17 protein-coding genes and 2 tRNA genes are annotated in these 16,184 nt (G+C 66.1%); 13 read left to right on the top strand and 6 right to left on the bottom strand.

Annotated elements, in window-relative coordinates:
• Window positions 1–13: 13 nt before the first annotated feature.
• Together MUG94_RS14085 and MUG94_RS14080 are read right to left on the bottom strand one after the other, a co-directional pair.
• Entirely contained in the window at window positions 14–457 is a 444-nt protein-coding gene (locus MUG94_RS14085) for a hypothetical protein (RefSeq protein WP_227906697.1), read from the bottom strand.
• A complete protein-coding gene (locus MUG94_RS14080; RefSeq protein WP_227890350.1) occupies window positions 454–1,635 on the bottom strand; it encodes an amidohydrolase in 1,182 nt (393 codons plus the stop codon). The genes MUG94_RS14085 and MUG94_RS14080 overlap by 4 nt, the downstream gene beginning before the upstream one ends.
• A 128-nt stretch (window positions 1,636–1,763) precedes the next feature.
• Between MUG94_RS14080 and MUG94_RS14075 the strand changes: the two genes are divergently transcribed.
• From MUG94_RS14075 to MUG94_RS14065, 3 genes are all read left to right on the top strand, one after another.
• Window positions 1,764–3,062 carry a glycosyltransferase 87 family protein gene (locus MUG94_RS14075; RefSeq protein ID WP_227906695.1) on the top strand — a complete coding sequence of 433 codons (1,299 nt, stop codon included), beginning with the start codon at window positions 1,764–1,766 and terminating at the stop codon, window positions 3,060–3,062.
• Window positions 3,063–3,129: 67 nt separating this feature from the next.
• Window positions 3,130–3,804, top strand: a complete 675-nt coding sequence (locus MUG94_RS14070; RefSeq protein ID WP_227906693.1) for an MOSC domain-containing protein — start codon at window positions 3,130–3,132, stop codon at window positions 3,802–3,804.
• A gap of 406 nt (window positions 3,805–4,210) precedes the next feature.
• On the top strand, window positions 4,211–6,115 hold the full coding sequence (locus MUG94_RS14065) for a DEAD/DEAH box helicase (protein WP_227890347.1): 1,905 nt from the start codon (window positions 4,211–4,213) through the stop codon (window positions 6,113–6,115).
• A gap of 170 nt (window positions 6,116–6,285) precedes the next feature.
• Here the strand turns inward: MUG94_RS14065 and MUG94_RS14060 are convergent, their stop codons facing one another.
• A complete protein-coding gene (locus tag MUG94_RS14060) occupies window positions 6,286–7,659 on the bottom strand; it encodes a protein kinase domain-containing protein (protein ID WP_227906692.1) in 1,374 nt (457 codons plus the stop codon).
• A gap of 198 nt (window positions 7,660–7,857) precedes the next feature.
• On the opposite strand from MUG94_RS14060, the gene MUG94_RS14055 reads away from it, so the two are divergent.
• The 9 genes from MUG94_RS14055 (at window position 7,858) to MUG94_RS14015 (ending at window position 13,538) form a co-directional block, all read left to right on the top strand.
• A tRNA-Thr gene (locus MUG94_RS14055) sits at window positions 7,858–7,929 on the top strand.
• Window positions 7,930–8,008: 79 nt separating this feature from the next.
• Window positions 8,009–8,085, top strand: a tRNA-Met gene (locus MUG94_RS14050).
• Window positions 8,086–8,343: 258 nt separating this feature from the next.
• Window positions 8,344–9,570 (top strand): MinD/ParA family ATP-binding protein, encoded by a 1,227-nt coding sequence (locus tag MUG94_RS14045; RefSeq protein ID WP_227906691.1) that lies wholly within the window; start codon window positions 8,344–8,346, stop codon window positions 9,568–9,570.
• 111 nt (window positions 9,571–9,681) lie between these two features.
• Window positions 9,682–10,248, top strand: a complete 567-nt coding sequence (locus MUG94_RS14040) for a type 1 glutamine amidotransferase domain-containing protein (RefSeq protein WP_227906688.1) — start codon at window positions 9,682–9,684, stop codon at window positions 10,246–10,248.
• Between the two features lie 97 nt (window positions 10,249–10,345).
• Window positions 10,346–11,275, top strand: a complete 930-nt coding sequence (locus MUG94_RS14035; protein WP_227906686.1) for a DUF2797 domain-containing protein — start codon at window positions 10,346–10,348, stop codon at window positions 11,273–11,275.
• Between the two features lie 71 nt (window positions 11,276–11,346).
• Window positions 11,347–11,577 (top strand): hypothetical protein, encoded by a 231-nt coding sequence (locus MUG94_RS14030; RefSeq protein WP_227906683.1) that lies wholly within the window; start codon window positions 11,347–11,349, stop codon window positions 11,575–11,577.
• Entirely contained in the window at window positions 11,574–12,023 is a 450-nt protein-coding gene (locus tag MUG94_RS14025) for an FAS1-like dehydratase domain-containing protein (RefSeq protein WP_227906682.1), read from the top strand. The genes MUG94_RS14030 and MUG94_RS14025 overlap by 4 nt, the downstream gene beginning before the upstream one ends.
• Window positions 12,024–12,027: 4 nt before the next feature.
• Complete coding sequence (locus MUG94_RS14020) at window positions 12,028–12,459, top strand: MaoC family dehydratase (RefSeq protein WP_227906681.1); 432 nt, start codon at window positions 12,028–12,030, stop codon at window positions 12,457–12,459.
• A 5-nt stretch (window positions 12,460–12,464) separates the two neighbouring features.
• On the top strand, window positions 12,465–13,538 hold the full coding sequence (locus MUG94_RS14015) for a UDP-N-acetylmuramate dehydrogenase (RefSeq protein WP_227906971.1): 1,074 nt from the start codon (window positions 12,465–12,467) through the stop codon (window positions 13,536–13,538).
• Window positions 13,539–13,542: 4 nt separating this feature from the next.
• Here MUG94_RS14015 and MUG94_RS14010 read toward each other — a convergent pair whose 3' ends face one another.
• Window positions 13,543–14,007 carry a hypothetical protein gene (locus MUG94_RS14010; protein ID WP_247098818.1) on the bottom strand — a complete coding sequence of 155 codons (465 nt, stop codon included), beginning with the start codon at window positions 14,005–14,007 and terminating at the stop codon, window positions 13,543–13,545.
• 81 nt (window positions 14,008–14,088) lie between these two features.
• Between MUG94_RS14010 and MUG94_RS14005 the strand changes: the two genes are divergently transcribed.
• Window positions 14,089–14,322: an FUSC family protein gene (locus tag MUG94_RS14005; protein WP_227906679.1), complete on the top strand. Its 234-nt coding sequence runs from the start codon at window positions 14,089–14,091 to the stop codon at window positions 14,320–14,322.
• Here MUG94_RS14005 and asd read toward each other — a convergent pair.
• On the bottom strand, window positions 14,319–15,458 hold the full coding sequence (gene asd / locus MUG94_RS14000) for an aspartate-semialdehyde dehydrogenase (protein WP_227906678.1): 1,140 nt from the start codon (window positions 15,456–15,458) through the stop codon (window positions 14,319–14,321). The genes MUG94_RS14005 and asd overlap by 4 nt on opposite strands.
• A gap of 10 nt (window positions 15,459–15,468) precedes the next feature.
• Window positions 15,469–16,173, bottom strand: a complete 705-nt coding sequence (locus MUG94_RS13995) for a dihydrofolate reductase (RefSeq protein WP_227906677.1) — start codon at window positions 16,171–16,173, stop codon at window positions 15,469–15,471.
• Window positions 16,174–16,184: the final 11 nt, after the last annotated feature.

Here is a 16,184-nt window from a genome sequence, read left to right as displayed (position 1 = left end):
GCCCGGTCCGTTCCTAAGGCCGCCGGCGGCCAAAAAGTCCCCGGCGGGCCTTGGGGTCACGTTCCTGGAAGAAGCGGCTGCTTTGCGGCAGCCACAGCAGCAGCACACACACCAGCAGGACGGCGCCGACGGCGATCAGGGCGGGGCCGCGGAAGAGCAACGGGATCCCCGCGATCATGCCGACCGTGGTGAGCGTCTCGCGGGCGCTGCGTTTTCCGGTCCGCAGCCGCAGCGCGTAAAACGCGATGATAAACGCCACCGCGAGGGTCACAGCCCCCAGGCTGGTGAGCGCGGCGCCGTCGCGCTGCTGGGTCTGCGCTGACGTGATGAAGGAAATCCCGGCCACGGCCACCAAGATGGCCGCCGCCAGCCAGGCTGCGAATGCGGCGCGGATAATCCCGGGCAGGGGAGCTCGGGGACTGTTCGGTGCGGGCCTGCGGGATGCGGGTCTGGTCACTGGCGTCCGGCCACCACTGGCGTCCGGGTCTCGGTGTCATAGCGGTAGACCTCCCGGCCGCCGATCCATACGGTCAGCGCCCGCTGCATGACGTCCAGCGGATTTCCGCTCCACAGCACAACGTCCGCGTCCTTGCCGGGCTCCAGGGAACCGATGCGGTCCGCCAGGCCCAGCACCTTGGCGGGGTTGATGGTGACGGCACGCAGCGCCGTCTCGGGATCCAGCCCTTCCTTTACCGCCAGCGCAGCCTGATAGATCAGGAAGTTGATCGGCACCACGGGATGGTCGGTGATGATGGAGATCTCCACGCCGGCAGCGGCCAGCTTGCCCGGGTTTTCCATGCTCCGCTGGCGCAGCTCCACCTTGGACCGGGTGGTGAACAGAGGGCCGATCAGCACCGGAACCCCGCGTTCGGCCAGTACGTCCGCCAGCAGGTGGGCCTCGGTGCCGTGGTCCAGGACCAGGTCGTAGCCGAATTCGTCGGCCAGCCGCAGGGCCGTGCCGATGTCGTCGGCGCGGTGGGCGTGCTGGCGCCACGGGATTTCCCGGCGCAGCACCATGGCGAGGGCCTCGAGCTGGGGGTCGCGGTCGTCGTCGTCGTTCTTTCCCATGTGGTTCTGCGCATCCATGAACGCCTTGCGGATTACCAGCGCCGTGCCCAGCCGGGTGGACGGAGTCTGCTTCTTGTCGCTGTAGACGCGTTTGGGATTCTCACCGAGGGCCGACTTCAGCCCGCTGGGGGAGCGGAGGACCATTTCCTCCACGTACCGCCCGTGCGTGTGCAGGGCCACGGCCAGGCCTCCGATGGGGTTGCCCGAGCCGGGGTTGATGTTCACTGCGGTGACCCCGCCGGTCAGTGCATCATCAAAGCCCAGATCGTGCGGGTTGACGCCGTCGATGGCGCGGACCCCGGCCATGACGGGATCCGTCATCTCGTTGGTGTCGTTGCCCGCCCAGCCCTCGCCCTCTTCATGCACGCCAAGGTGCGTGTGCGCGTCGACCAGGCCGGGCAGCAGCCACTGGCCGCCGGCATCGATCACCTGCGCACCTTCCGGAACCGTGACGTCGGCGCCGAGCTCGCGAATCTTCCCGTCCGCCAGCACCACGGTGCCGTCAAACGGCGGCGCAGTGACGGGGACGACGCGGGCATTAACGATGGCCAAAAGCGGTGCGGACATGAGCAACCTTCCAAAGGTGGATTGACTGCGCCCAGCCTATCCTGCAGCCCGGACAGTCCACGGATTCACCGGCCCCCGGTAGACTTGCGAGCGGTAATACCTTAGTTGGCGCAGCGCAGGGAGAATCAATGGGCCCGAAGACCCGATCCGGAATGGCCCGGCTGGCAGTAACCCTGGCGGCGCTTCTCGCGGCAGCCCTCATGATCACTGCCGCGTTCGTGATCTCACCGCGCCACGGCCTGGATTTCAGTGTGTATCTGACCGGCGGGCAGAGCGTGCTCGACGCCGGGGGCGGGCTCTACACCAAGGAACTGCGCTACCGCGAGGGAAGCAGCCTCCTCTTCACCTATCCGCCGTTCTCCGCGCTCCTCTTTGCGGTCCTTGCACCGTTCGGACAGAGCCTGGGGCTGAATATCTTCACCGCCATCTCGCTGCTGATCGCCGCGGCCACTGCTGTGCTGGGCGTCGGCTACGCCTTCCGCCAGCCCGGCGTGCGCGCCGTTTTGAGGCATCAGTGGCTGCGTCCGCTGGCCCTGGCCTGCATCGGCTTGGTGATCCTGCTGGGGCCCTGGCGGGAAACACTGGCGTTCGGGCAGATCAACATCCTGCTGTTCGGGCTGATCATGGCGGACTTCCTGATCAAGCGGGACACCTGGCCCACGGGCCTGCTGACGGGCGTGGCCGCCGGGCTGAAACTCACGCCGCTGGTGTTCGGGCTCTATTTCCTGGCGCGCGGCGACTGGCGCGGCCTGCGCAACATGGCCTTTGGCTTCCTGGCCACGTTCGGACTGGGATTCCTGATCCTGCCGCGAGAATCACGCACCTACTGGGCCGAACTGCTGCCGGACACCTCCCGGATCGGCGGTGCCGGATACGTGGACAACCTGGGCATTAAGGGTGCCATTCTGCACTTCACGGGACCGGACTTCCCCGTGGACCTGCCCTGGCTGCTGCTGTCCCTGCTGGCCGTCGCCGCCGCGGCCGTGATCATCCGGCTGGCCGGTAACCGCGGCGACCTGATCACTGCCCTGGCCGCGGCCGCACTCCTGATGCTGCTGATTTCACCGGTTTCCTGGTCCCATCACTGGGTGTGGGTGGCCCTCTTCATCCCGGTGCTCTGGCGCAACATCACCGACTTCATGCAAAAGGGCAGCGCGGTGCGCCGCTGGGGCCTGGTCCTGCTGGTCTCGTCTTTCGTGGTTTTCCTGCTGTCGCCCAAGGCCATCGGCTGGCTCATGGGAGCTCCCAACCTGGATTCCCAGATCCCCGAGGCGTGGCTCATGGCGTCCAGCATCGGAGTTTTCTGGGGGCTGGGCCTGATGGCCTGGTGGCTGGTTGCGCTCTGGAAGAGCCGGCCGCAGCGTTGGTGGAAGCAGCCCGTTTCGGAGCAGGTCCCGCTGGCTCCCCTAAAGAACGTCCACCCGTAAGTCAGGCACCTGCTCGTCGACGGTGAAAGCCGTGCGAAACGGAAACCAGCCTCGTAGGATGATCGGCATGACCTCGGGAACCCTGCTGGCCGTGTGCCGCGTTCACCAACTCCTGCCCACCACCGACTCCACGGGAGTGACGGCGATCGACAAGCGTCCCGTCGTCGGGCCCGTGAAGGTTCACGGTCTGGGGCTGAACGGGGACATCCAGGCCAGCCGCAAGCACCACGGCGGGGTGTCCAAGGCCATTTACGCCTATTCGCAGGACGACGCCGACTACTGGGCAGCTGAACTGGGGACGGACATTCAGCCAGGGCTCTTCGGGGAGAACCTGCGGATCGCGGGCCTTCCGGTGTCCGAGGCCGTGATCGGTGAGCGCTGGCAGATCGGGGACGGCACCGTCCTGGAAGTGACCTGCCCCCGCACGCCGTGCCGGAACTTTGCTGCTTGGATGAAGCAGCCCGGCTGGGTTAGGCGGTTCGCGGCGGCAGGCCGGGTGGGAACCTATCTGCGCGTTGTCCGCAACGGCAGCATCAGCGCAGGCGACCCGGTGACCGTGATCCGGCGTCCGGATCACGGGGTGACGTCCGGAGACGTTTTCCGCGGAGCCTCGGCAGAGCAGGCCCGGCTGCTGGCCGACGCGGAGGCCTCGGGAGACCTGGCGCTGTCTCCGGAAATACAGAAGGTCCTGCGCACCCTGAAAATCCGGCAGGACCAGGAAAGCGTGGCCGCCACCCGATAAATTACGAAGTCCGGCGAAAACCCCGTCAAACCAGCGAACCAACGCTTCGCAGGCCGGCGGAAACGGCTGAATATGTGCCCGTGTGCCCAAGCTCACCGGCAAGTATGGACGGGCCGCCCCCGGCATGCCGTACACTTGAAACATCCCCCACTCCGGTATTCCCTTATTTTCCTGCGGTTTCTGACCGTTTGGCACGTTGTGTTGGGGCTCGCGTTTTCGAATGCGGGCAGATTCATATTTTTGGGAGCGCCGGCAAAGAAATCGTCACACCGGTCACGCCTCACAATCCAGTGAAATTGGCCTACAGCTGTGACGGAAAGTCCTGCCATGGGATTGCAACAGCGCCGGACTTACGTCCTGCGGCCGAAATTGGCCGCGCGGTCCCAATGAATGAGGATTATTTCTTTTGCTTGACACTGTAGAAAACACTGACACCGCAGCAACCGCCGCTCCCGAAGCAGCTGAAGAGAACCAGGTTCTCTTCTCCGATTTCGGTCTTGATGCCCGCGTGCTGCAGGCCCTGGTTGACGTAGGCTACGAAAAGCCGTCCCCCATCCAGGCAGCCACCATTCCCCTCCTCCTTGAAGGCCGCGACGTCGTCGGCCTGGCGCAGACCGGTACCGGCAAGACTGCCGCGTTTGCCGTTCCCGCCCTGTCCCTGATGGCTGGCCTGCCCGCCACCAAGGACACCCAGATCCTGGTGCTGGCACCGACCCGCGAACTGGCCCTCCAGTCCGCTGAAGCCTTCGCTTCCTACGCCAAGCACATGGACAACTTCACCGTCCTGCCCGTCTACGGCGGCTCCGCTTACGGCCCCCAGCTGGCCGGCCTGCGCCGCGGCGCCCAGGTTGTTGTCGGTACCCCGGGCCGAGTCATCGACCACATCTCCAAGGGCTCCCTGGACCTGTCCAACCTGCAGTACCTGGTTCTGGACGAAGCCGACGAAATGCTCCGCATGGGCTTCGCCGAAGACGTTGAGCAGATCCTGGCGACCACGCCCGCCGACAAGCAGGTGGCACTGTTCTCCGCCACCATGCCCGGCGCAATCCGCAAGATCGCCAAGAAGTACCTGAACAACCCGGCGGAAATCACGGTCAAGTCCAAGACGACCACCGGTGCGAACACCCGCCAGCGCTACGTGCAGGTCATGGGCCCGCACAAGCTGGACGCCATGACCCGCATCCTGGAAAGCGAAGACTACGACGGCGTTATCGCCTTCGTCCGCACCAAGATGGCTACCGAGGACCTGGCTGACAAGCTCAAGGCTCGCGGTTACCTGGCCGCAGCAATCAACGGTGACATCCCGCAGCAGCAGCGCGAGCGCACCGTCGAGGCCCTGCGCAGCGGCAAGATCGACATCCTGGTTGCCACCGACGTCGCCGCCCGCGGCCTTGACGTTGAGCGCATCAGCCATGTCATCAACTACGACATCCCGCACGACACGGAGTCCTACGTCCACCGCATCGGCCGCACCGGCCGTGCAGGACGCACCGGCGACGCGATCCTCTTCATGACCCCCCGCGAGAAGTACCTGCTGCGGGCCATCGAAAAGGCCACCCGCCAGCCCGTTGAGCACATGCAGCTCCCGAGCATCGACATCGTGAACAACAAGCGCCTGGCGAAGTTCTCCGAGCAGATCACCGAAACCCTGGCGTCCGAAGACGTTTCGGTGTTCCGCGACCTGGTCACGACCTACCTGGCTGACCACGACGTCACCGCCGAGGAAGTTGCCGCTGCACTGGCCGTTATGGCACAGGGCGGCCGCCCGCTGCTGATGGAAGAAATTCCGCAGGCTCCGGCCCGCCAGCGCGAGCGCTCCGAAGGCCGTAACGACGGCAACGGATCCCGCGGCCCGACACGCCCGCTGACCGAAGGCAATGCAACGTACCGCATCGCCGTCGGCCGCCGCCAGCGCGTCATGCCCGGCTCCATCGTTGGCGCCATTGCCAACGAAGGCGGACTGTCCTCCGCGCAGATCGGCGGCATCGACATCCGCGCCGACCACACGCTCGTCGAACTCCCGGCTGACCTCAGCCAGGACCAGCTGCGCGCCCTGTCCCGCACCCGGATCGGCGGCGAGCTGATCCACCTCGAGCTGGACAACGGCCGCAAGCCGGCCCGCGAACGCGAAAGCGGCGGCTTCAACGACCGCGGCGACCGCGGCGGCTTCAAGAAGGATTTCAAGAAGCGCGACGGCGAGCGCAGCTTCGGTGACCGCAGCGGCAGTGACCGCGGCGGCTTCAAGAAGCGCGAAGGGGACCGCGGCGGCTTCAAGCCGGCCGGTACCCGCGCACCGCGTTTCCGCGACTAAGCACCGGGATTATGGGAGGGGCGGCGCCGAGGGGCGCCGCTCCGACATAAGAACCTGACGCAAAAGGAAAGGCACCTCCGAATTATCGGAGGTGCCTTTCCTTTTGTCTGTCAGCGACAATCGTGGCCTGTGGCGCAAGGGGTCCGCCGCGCAAGGACCTGTCCGGCAGGTCAGGAAGCGAGCGTGCGCTGGTTCTCCAGCCGCATTTCCAGGTCATTCATGATGATGGCCGCGAGGTCCTCCAACGTCCGGACTTCATCCCGGGTGAATTCCCGGGGCTCCCTGTCCAGGACGCACAGGGTCCCCAGGTTGTAGCCGTCGCGGGTGTGCAGGGGAACGCCGGCATAGAACTGCAGGCCAAACTCGCCTGCCACCAGGGGATTGGTCAGGGTTCGCGGATCCACCCGTGCGTCAGGGACCACCCAGGCCTCGTCCTGCAGGATTGCGGAGGCGCACAGCCCCGGGTCCCGCCCGATCTGCTCGACATCAGTTCCATGATGGGACTTAAACCAGATCCGGTCCGTGTCCACCACGCTCACAATCGCCACGGGCACAGAGAACAGCCGCGCTGCCAGGGCCGTGATGCGGTCAAAAGCGCCGTCCGGCGGAGTGTCCAGCAGGTTGTAGCGCCGGACAGCCGCGATGCGCTCGGCTTCATCTGCGGGTATCAGCGGCTGGTTCATCCGGTGGCGGGCACGGGGAGTCACTGCGAGTTCGTAGAGGGCGAGGGAAACTTCGTGTGCGGAGGGCCGGTCCTGCGGCTCCAGGGCTGTCATGGCTTGGAGCAGGACCCGGAAGCCCGCCTCCATGCTCTCGGGGATCGCAGGGGCCCGCAGAAGGCGCGCCACGGCACTCTCCAAGGCCGGCCCCGGGTATGCCGGTACGCCGGTGAGGCACTGCAGCAGCACCAGCCCCAGCGAATAGATGTCCGATTCCGTTCCCACGTTGTGGCCGCGGGCCTGCTCAGGACTCATGTACGCAGCTGTGCCCGTGAAAGTTCCGGTTTGCAACTGCGGCTCGCGGGCAATCAGTGCCACGCCAAAATCAGTGAGCTTTGCCCGCAGCCGGGCGTCGTCGCCGCGGTAGTCAAAGAGCATGATGTTGGCCGGCTTGACGTCCCGGTGCACAACTCCGGCGTCGTGCATGTAATCCAGGCCCACAGCGAGGTCATAGCCCAGCTGGGCGACCTTGCGCGGGGCCAGCGGGCCGTCCTGGAGCCGCAGCCGAAGATCCGCACCCTCCACCAGTTCCATCACCAGGTACAGCTGCTGGATGCCTGGGCCGCTGAGATGGGTTCCTGCATCCAGCAGGGTCACCAGACTGTGGTGGTTCAACCGCGCCAGAATTTTAGACTCGGCATCTGCCTGTTGTTGCTCTTCTGCTGTGGCCGCCGCGGTGCGGACCACCTTGACGGCTACGTCGCGGCCCAGGAATTCGTCTCGGGCACGATAAACGGTGCCCATGGACCCGGCGCCGATTTGGTTTTCCAGCCGGTACCGTCCGCCAAGAAGGGCACCGTCCGGGTGTTGCGGTGAATCTGTCACGCAGACCTACTTTCTAGTTCCCTAAGCATACTGATTAACGGTGCCAAACGTTGCTTCCGGAGCCTGCTCACACCGGCCCGCAGGTGCCGTTTCGGGCGGCGGTTTTCTCCATGGACACAGTGGCCTGCATCACCTTGCCGGCGCGGTTTTTGCTCGATTTCATGTTCTCCAAAAGTACTGGTAAAGTATTTACTCGTTGCCCCGATAGCTCAGTGGTAGAGCGCCATCTTGGTAAGATGGAGGTCCCGGGATCGATTCCCGGTCGGGGCTCTCAATGAGAGGGCCCGTGTTGCTAAGGCTGTTTGTTTTTGCAGAGGCCATTTAGGGACACGGGCTTCACTCATTTAGTGGCGGTGTAGCTCAGTTGGTTAGAGCGCACGACTCATAATCGTGAGGTCGGGAGATCGAGCCTCCCCACCGCTACCAGATTCGCAGGCCGGAGACACTGTCTCCGGCCTGCTTCTCTTTAACCTCTGGGTTTTCAGGAGAAAAGCCGGTTCTTCGTCATTTGGATAAGAATGTGGCGAAGATCGCATCTGACAACCGGCCGCGCAGGGCCTTCTGTAGGGTTGGAAAGGCCATAGATTCGCCGGGGGGAGCGGAATCGGGGAGCAGGAGCCGCAGGTGGGGCTGCCCGCGTCCCGAGCCCAGCCCATCGCACAGCCCGGAACGAAAGACGAAGACATGCGCGAGCCCAGTCCCGAATACCCCGCTGCCCAGGATCAATTCACCTCAGAAGATTTCACCGGAGAGCCCGCAGACCGTGGGGCAGAGACCCCGCTGATGATGACAAGGCGCAGCCGGCGGGGGACCGAAGACCGCACCACGGCCGTGTCCGCTCCCGTTCCGCCGGCGCAGCCCCCGTCCCAGCCACCGGCCCGGGTCTGGGAGGACGAACCCCTGCCTGCCGCTGAAGCGGCCCCTATCCCGGACTGGAACAGCGTCATCGGGGAACCCGCGGAACCCGAAACCCGTGCCACGGCCAGGCGCCGTGCCTCCTTCCTGGATACCCAGACCGCCCGCATCCCGGCCGCCCGCGGCTTCCGCGGCCTGCTCAGCAGCGTGGGCATCCGGATGGCACCGTCCGAGTCCGAGCAGGCCGAGCGACGCGACGTCCGGGCCGTCAGCCAGCACTGGCCCGGCCCCAGGACCATCTCCGTGGTCAACGGCAAGGGCGGTGCCAACAAAACACCCACCACAGTGATGCTGGCGGCCGTGTTCGCCCGCAACGGCGGCGGCCCGGTTCTGGCCTGGGACAACAACGAAACCCGCGGCACCCTGGGCTGGCGGACCGAGCAGGGGCCGCATGACTCCACGGTCATGGACCTGCTGCCAAACACCGGCAACCTGCTGTCGCCGTCGGCCCAGTCAGCCCTGCTGGCCCGTTTTGTGCATCATCAGACGGAGGACAAGTTCGACGTCCTGCGCTCCAAGCCCGACGTTCTGGCCTCCGAGCAGAAAATCACCATGGCGGACTTCGACGCCCTGCATGAGGTGGCTTCGAAGTACTTTCGGCTCAACCTGGTGGACTCGGGCAATGACGAAAGCGCAGAGCGCTGGCTGCGGATGATCCACCACACTGACCAGCTCGTCATTGCCACCACCACGGTTGAGGAACACGCGGAGGCCGGGGCGCTCCTGCTCGAAGCCCTCCAGGACCGGGGCGGCATGTTCGCCGAACTCGCCACCAACGCCGTCGTCATCGTCAGCCAGTCGGACCGCAACGGAACGGATGCCCAGGTTCGGGCCGTCGCCGGCGGATTTGAACCGCTGGCGCGCGCCACGGTGACCATTCCCTACGATGCGGCGCTGCGCAAGGGCCAGATCCGCTACGGTTCACTGCGCCCGGCCACCCAGCGAGCCTGGCTGGCAGCTGCTGCCGCAGTCGCCGAGGGCCTGTCTGTCAGCTGAGGCCATTTAGTCAGCTTGCTTATTGTTGCCGGTTTTTCCTAGGGTGGGGGCAACGGAATCGTTCGATTCCAGGCGGATACCGCCCCTAGAAGTCTGCGAAACGGAGGCAACATGGCTGAACATGATATTTCCGGCAAGAAGGTCGCTTTTCTCCTCACCGACGGTGTGGAACAGATCGAGCTCACGAGCCCCTGGGAGGCGGTGAAGGCCGCAGGTGGCGTCCCCACCCTGGTCTCACCGTCCAGTGGCACGGTCCAGGGCTTCGACGGCATGGACAAGGGCGAGACATTCACCGTTGACCTGGCCGTGGCAGACGCCAACGCCGAGGATTTCGACGCCCTGGTCCTCCCCGGCGGCGTGGTCAACGCTGACTTCCTGCGTGTGGACAAGGACGCGCAGGCCTTCACCCGCGCGTTCTTCGAAGCGCACAAGCCGGTGGCATCCATCTGCCACGGTCCGTGGCTGCTGATCGAGGCCGGCGTCGTCAAGGGCCGTGACCTGACCTCGTACCACACGCTGGCCACGGACCTCAAGAACGCCGGCGCCAACTGGAGCGACGAGGAAGTGGTGGTGGATCAGGGCCTGGTCACCAGCCGCAACCCGGACGATCTGCCGGCCTTCAATGACAAGCTGCTCGAGGAAATCGCCGAGGGCGAGCATGAGGGCCAGCACGCCTGACGGTCAAGGGATAATGGGGCGGAGAAACGCGAAAAGCGTCTCTCCGCCCTTTCTGTATGTCCTGCCCGAACCCGCTGCTGCCATTGGAGTTCCACTCGTGACGATTGCCGCCGGCCGCTACCTCAGCGCCGGAGTCTCCTGGGACGACGCCGGTCCGTACCTTGCGCTGCGCGCTCCCGAAGGCACGTCCCGGCAAGTGCGGCTCGACGCCGGAACCGTTCTGTCCTATCGGATTCTTCCCGGCGACGACGGGGCGCTGCGGCATTGCCTGGGTTCTGTGAAGGTGCAGGACCGGTACACCCGCATCGCCGAGCCCTGCCCGGTGCATTCAGCAGCAGAACGCGGTTACCAGTGCGGGTCCTGCTTCGCCCGCGACGACTGGCGACTGGTGCACAATGTCCACCGGTCCGGGATCGCACCGCCGGGACTCAAGCTGTACCTGGATCAGCCGCATTGGCTGTACATCGCCACCTTTGCGGACGGCACCAGCAAAGTGGGCACCGCCGCGGACGGAAGGAAACGGCTGCGCCTCGTCGAACAGGGTGCGGTGGCCGCGCGCTATGTTGCCCGCGCAGACGATGGCCGGGTGGTGCGCATCCTGGAAGACCTGGTCACAGCCGAAGCGGGACTGGTACAGGCGGTGCGCGCCGGCACCAAGGCGGCTGCTTTGGCGCAGCCGCTGGCTGAGGCGGACCTGGACCGGATCAACTCCCGGCACGCGGCGAGGGTCCGGGAACTGCTGACCGGGTTGGACATCTCCGGATTCGCCGTGGAGGCTGAAACCTTCCACCGCCCGGACCAGGCCCGGGCCGTGCTGGGCGCCTCCGGGGTCGTCGCCTATCCGCTGGACCCGGGGACCGGCGAGCACGCCATGGTTATCGAAGCCATGGTGGGTGCAGCGGCGCTGGTGACGGTGGAAGGGTCCGATACGCCGTTCCTCGCCGACCTGGCCCGGCTGAAGGGCCGCCGCCTGCACCTGGGCTCCTACTCCACCCGGCTTCCTGCCCTGCAGACGGCTCTGTTCTAGGGTCCGGGCGGAGGCCTCCGGCCCGGCGCCCCGTTTCGCGGCCGGAGGCGCCCCGCCTGTATTCTGGGGGCATGCTAAACACCCCGTGGGAAACCGGTTCCGCCCTGTACCGCAAGCTGGTGGTGTCCGCCCTGGTGGTTTCCGGCGCCGGCGTGCTGATGGTCGTTTTCGGTGCGGTCGGAGATTCTCCGCTGCTGATGTACATCGCCGCCCCCGTGATCGTGGTGGGTATGTGCCTGCATTTGGGCGGTATGGTGGTTCGAGCCCGGGACGCCCGGCGCCGGATGAAGGGAACCAAATGAGCATCAATCCCGAACTGCAGGGGCGCAGCTATCCCGCCAGCGAGCCCTACCAGGTGGGCCGTGAGAAGATCCGTGAGTTTGCCCGCGCCGTCAAGGCCGGCCACGCCGCGCACTATGACCTGGCGGAAGCTGAACGGCTGGGCTACGCAGACCTGGTGGCCCCGCCCACCTTCGCCGTCATCGTGGCGCAGCGCGCTGATGCCCAGCTGATCTCCGATCCGGAGGCCGGCATCGACTTCACCCGTGTGGTCCACGCGGACCAGCGCTTCACCCACCACCGGCCGATCGTCGCCGGCGACGAACTGATCGCGGAACTTCATGTGGATTCCGTCCGGGCCATGGGCGACGGCGCCCTGCTCACCACCCGCTCGGAAATCTCCACCACGGAGGGCGAAAAAGTCGCCACTGCCGTGTCATCCATCCTCGTCCGAGGAGAAGGGCAGTAACGCCGTGTCGATTGCATTGAGCGAACTCGCTGCCGGAGAAAGAATCGGTTCGGCCACGCTGGAGATCTCCCGCGCCGATCTGGTCCGCTATGCCGGAGCCTCCGGAGACTTCAACCCCATCCACTGGAACGAGCGGTTTGCGCGCAGCGTGGACCTGCCCGGGGTCATCGCCCACGGCATGTTCACCATGGGCGCGGCTGTCCAGCTGGTGACCGACTGGATCGGCGATCCCGGCGCCGTCATTGACTATCAGACGCGTTTCACCCGGCCGGTGCCGGTGGAGGACATGGAAGGGGAAGCCGGGGCCGTCGTCGAGGTCACCGGGGTTATCGGCGCGCTTGACGCCGACAACTCCACCGCACGCGTGGACCTCACCGTTACGTTCAACGGCCAGAAGGTGCTGGTCAAGGCACAGGCGGTTGTACGGATCTGGTGAGCGCACTGACCTCTTTGCCGCTGTCCTCCCTGACCACCTCCCGGGTGGGCGGACCTGCCCGCCGCTACATCAATGCGGAAACCGAGGACGAGCTCATCGGTGCGGTCCGTGCCGCCGATGAAGCGAAGGAACCGCTGCTGATTGTTGGCGGCGGCTCCAATCTGGTGATTTCCGACGACGGTTTTGACGGCGCGGTGGTCCACGTCGCCACCCGCGGACTGGAATTCACCGAGGACAGGAACACTGTCACCGTCCGCGCACAGGCCGGTCATCCCTGGGACGAGCTCGTGGCCCAGACCCTGCGAGAGGGCTGCTCCGGGCTGGAAGCGCTGTCGGGCATTCCCGGCCTGGCCGGTGCGACGCCGGTGCAGAACGTGGGCGCCTACGGTGCCGATGTTTCGCACAGCATCACGCTGGTCCGCGCCTGGGACCGGCAGAACCGGGCCACAGTGTCCTTCAGCAACGAAGACCTGCAGTTCGGCTACCGGGACTCGGTGCTCAAGCGCGCCACGGTGAACGGTTCCCCGCGCTACGTTGTCCTGACCGTGGACTTCGGCCTGACCCGGGGCATGGAGAGCGCCCCGGTGCGGTACGCCGAGCTGGCCCGTGCGCTGGGCGTGGAAGTGGGGGAGCGGGCCGCGGCCGACGACGTGCGCCGTGAGGTTCTGAGGCTGCGCGCGGGCAAAGGGATGGTGCTTGATTCCGCGGATCCCGACACCTGGAGCACCGGCTCTTTCTTCACCAATCCCGTGCTCCCCGAGGCTGAAGCCGCCCACCTGCCGCCCGAAGCGCCCCGGTACCCGGTCGCGCAGCCGGGCATGGTCAAGCTCAGCGCCGCCTGGCTGATAGACCGTTCCGGTTTCCCCAAAGGCTTCGGCCTGCCGGAAACCGGCCAGGGCACGGAACTGGCGGGAGGACGGGCCTCGCTGTCCACCAAGCACACGCTGGCCGTGACCAACCGCGGCAACGCCTCCGCGGAGGATCTGCTGGCCGTAGCGAGGGCCGTCGCGGACGGTGTGGAGGATGCCTTCGGCATCCGGCTGCACCCCGAGCCGTTGCTGATCAACTGCAGCCTCTGACTGCCTAACGCGGCCCTCCATGGGCCGGCCCGCGCCGCGCCCATGCTGCTGCCGCCCGGGTGCTGTGGATGGCCGCACGGTCCCGGCGCGGATCCAGGAGGTGGCAGTTGCACAGCCATTGGATCAGCCGCGGCGTCAGGCTGACCTGCGTCCTGCGGTCCTGCAGATCCGGCAGCAGCCACTCCGGTTCAAGGAAACCGCTGAGGGCATAGGCGAGCACCTCGGCACCGAAGAGCCGCGCAAAGGCTGAGTCCGGCTCCAGGGAGCGTTCCAGGTCCAGGAGCACGGCGTCTTTGGGGCAGAGGATCCGCTCGCCGTCCGTTTCGAGGTACTTCCGCAGATGCGTCCCCACCCGCAGATACCGCACCCCGGTGGGTATCTGTTTGCCGATGCAGCTGGACGCAAAAAAGCTGTCGAGGACGGAATCTATGGATTCCATGGGTTGCTGGCCTGCCGGTTTCTGCTCCATGGGAACACCGTCCCACCTGCCACCGACACTGGGCGGGAGGCGTAGCCTCAAGCTCTACCGTCGGCGCAGGCCGCTGCCCCGGTGCCACAGAGAGGAAGATCAATGGAACGACGTTTGTGGTCCATGTGCGGCGTCATCGCCGGAATGCTCCTGGGATGGGGGGCCTTCCGGATGTTTGACGGCGGAGTTCCGTGGCCGCTGGCCGTGCTGGTATTCGCCGCGGGGACGGCTCTCCTTGTCCTGATCATCCGTTTTCGACGCCGGTGGGTACGAAAAGAGGGACGCCCGGAGCGGATCCGGTCCCCGCGTTCCTAGAGGGTGCCGGTGGCGATCTTCAGCATGCGCCGCAGCGGCTCGGCGGCACCCCAGAGCAGCTGGTCGCCGATGGTGAAGGCGCTGATGTACTCCGGACCCATCTCCAGCTTGCGGATCCGGCCCACTGGAATGTCCAGTGTGCCGCTGACCGCCACGGGGGTCAGCTGGGCCATGGTGGCCTCCTTGGTGTTGGGCACCACCTTCGCCCATTCGTTGTCAGCGTCGATGATGCGTTCAATCTCGGCTACCGACAGGTCCTCGGTGAGCTTCAGCGTCAGGGCCTGGGAATGCGAGCGCATGGCGCCGATGCGGACACACAGCCCGTCGAAGGGAATCCGGCCGTCAGCGTCCAGGCCCAGGATCTTGTTGGTTTCCGCCCCGGCCTTCCACTCTTCCTTGGACTGCCCGTTGCCCAGATCCGCATCAATCCAGGGAATGACCGAACCGGCCAGCGGCACGCCGAACCGGGACGCATCCATTTCCGGATTCCGCTGCTGCGCCAGCACTGCGCGGTCGATGTCCAGGATGGCCGAAGCCGGATCTGCAAGCTGGTCCGCCACCACGGAGTTCAGGGAGCCGAACTGGTTGAGCAGTTCGCGCATGTGCCGGGCCCCGCCGCCGGAGGCAGCCTGGTAGGTCATGGAGGTGCCCCACTCCACCAGGCCGTTGCGGAACAGTCCGCCCAGGCCCATGAGCATGCAGGACACCGTGCAGTTGCCGCCGACAAAGTTCTTCACGCCTCGCGCCAGGCCGGCGTCGATGACGTCACGGTTCACCGGATCCAGCACGATGATCGAGTCCTGTTCCATCCGCAGCGTGGAGGCGGCATCAATCCACAGGCCGTCCCAGCCCGCATCGCGCAGCTTGGGGTACACCTCGGAGGTGTAACCCCCGCCCTGCGCCGTGACGATGATCGGCAGCTTGGCCAGCGCTTCGACGTCGTACGCGTCCTGGAGGGGGCCGGCACCTTCAGCGAAGGACGGTGCGGAGCCCCCGGCGTTGGAAGTGGAGAAGAACACGGGGTTGATCAGGTCAAAGTCGCCCTCATCCTGCATGCGCTGCATCAGGACGGAACCGACCATGCCCCGCCAGCCGATGAAGCCCGCGGTGGGTACGGAGGTAGCTGCGAAAGTCATGCTTCCCAGTTTAGGGCAGGACGGTCTCTTCGGGCTGGTTGGTGACGCCGCTCCCGACATCCCCCGTACGCGTCCAGAGGGCAATCCGGTAGGAGGTGCCGTTGGCCGCGGTATTCCAGCCCTCGGCAGGGCTGAGCGCGGCGAAGGTCCAGTCGGGGCCGAGGTGCGGGGCGTTCGTGTCGCCCTCTGTGCTTATGTCAATGACGGTCACCACTGCGGCGTCCGCCAAAGGCGCCGCCGCCTCATAAAGCTGCGCGCCGCCGACAATCCAGACCTGCTCTCCGCCGGGGCTGTGCCGGGCGGTGTCCAGCGCCTGCTCCAAGGAACGGACGACGACGGCGCCGGCCGGGGAAATCTCGGCGGCCAGTGTGTCGCTGGAGCTCACCACAATGTTGGTGCGGCCCGGCAGCGGGCGGAAAGCGGCGGGAAAGGACTCCCAGGTGCGCCGGCCCATGATCACCGGGTGCCCGGCGGTGGTGTTCTTGAAATGTGCCAGGTCCTCGGGCAGGTGCCAGGGCATGCCGCCGTCCCTGCCAATGACGCCGTCCACCGTTTGGGCCCAGATCATGCCCACCAGCGGCTGCGGCGGTCCGGCGGGGAATGCGGCAGCCAGCGCCGCCGTCAGGTCTTTGCCGGCGGGAGCAGCGCTGTTGTCGCCGCTGTCCTTGCCGCCGCCCGCGGGGAAATAGCGGACGCCTGCTGCAGATTCACTCACAACGGATGCCT

This window comes from Arthrobacter gengyunqii, assembly GCF_023022985.1.
Lineage (GTDB): Bacteria > Actinomycetota > Actinomycetes > Actinomycetales > Micrococcaceae > Arthrobacter_B > Arthrobacter_B gengyunqii.
Note: the sequence above shows the minus strand (reverse complement) of the source record. Positions and strands in the feature narration are given on the sequence as shown.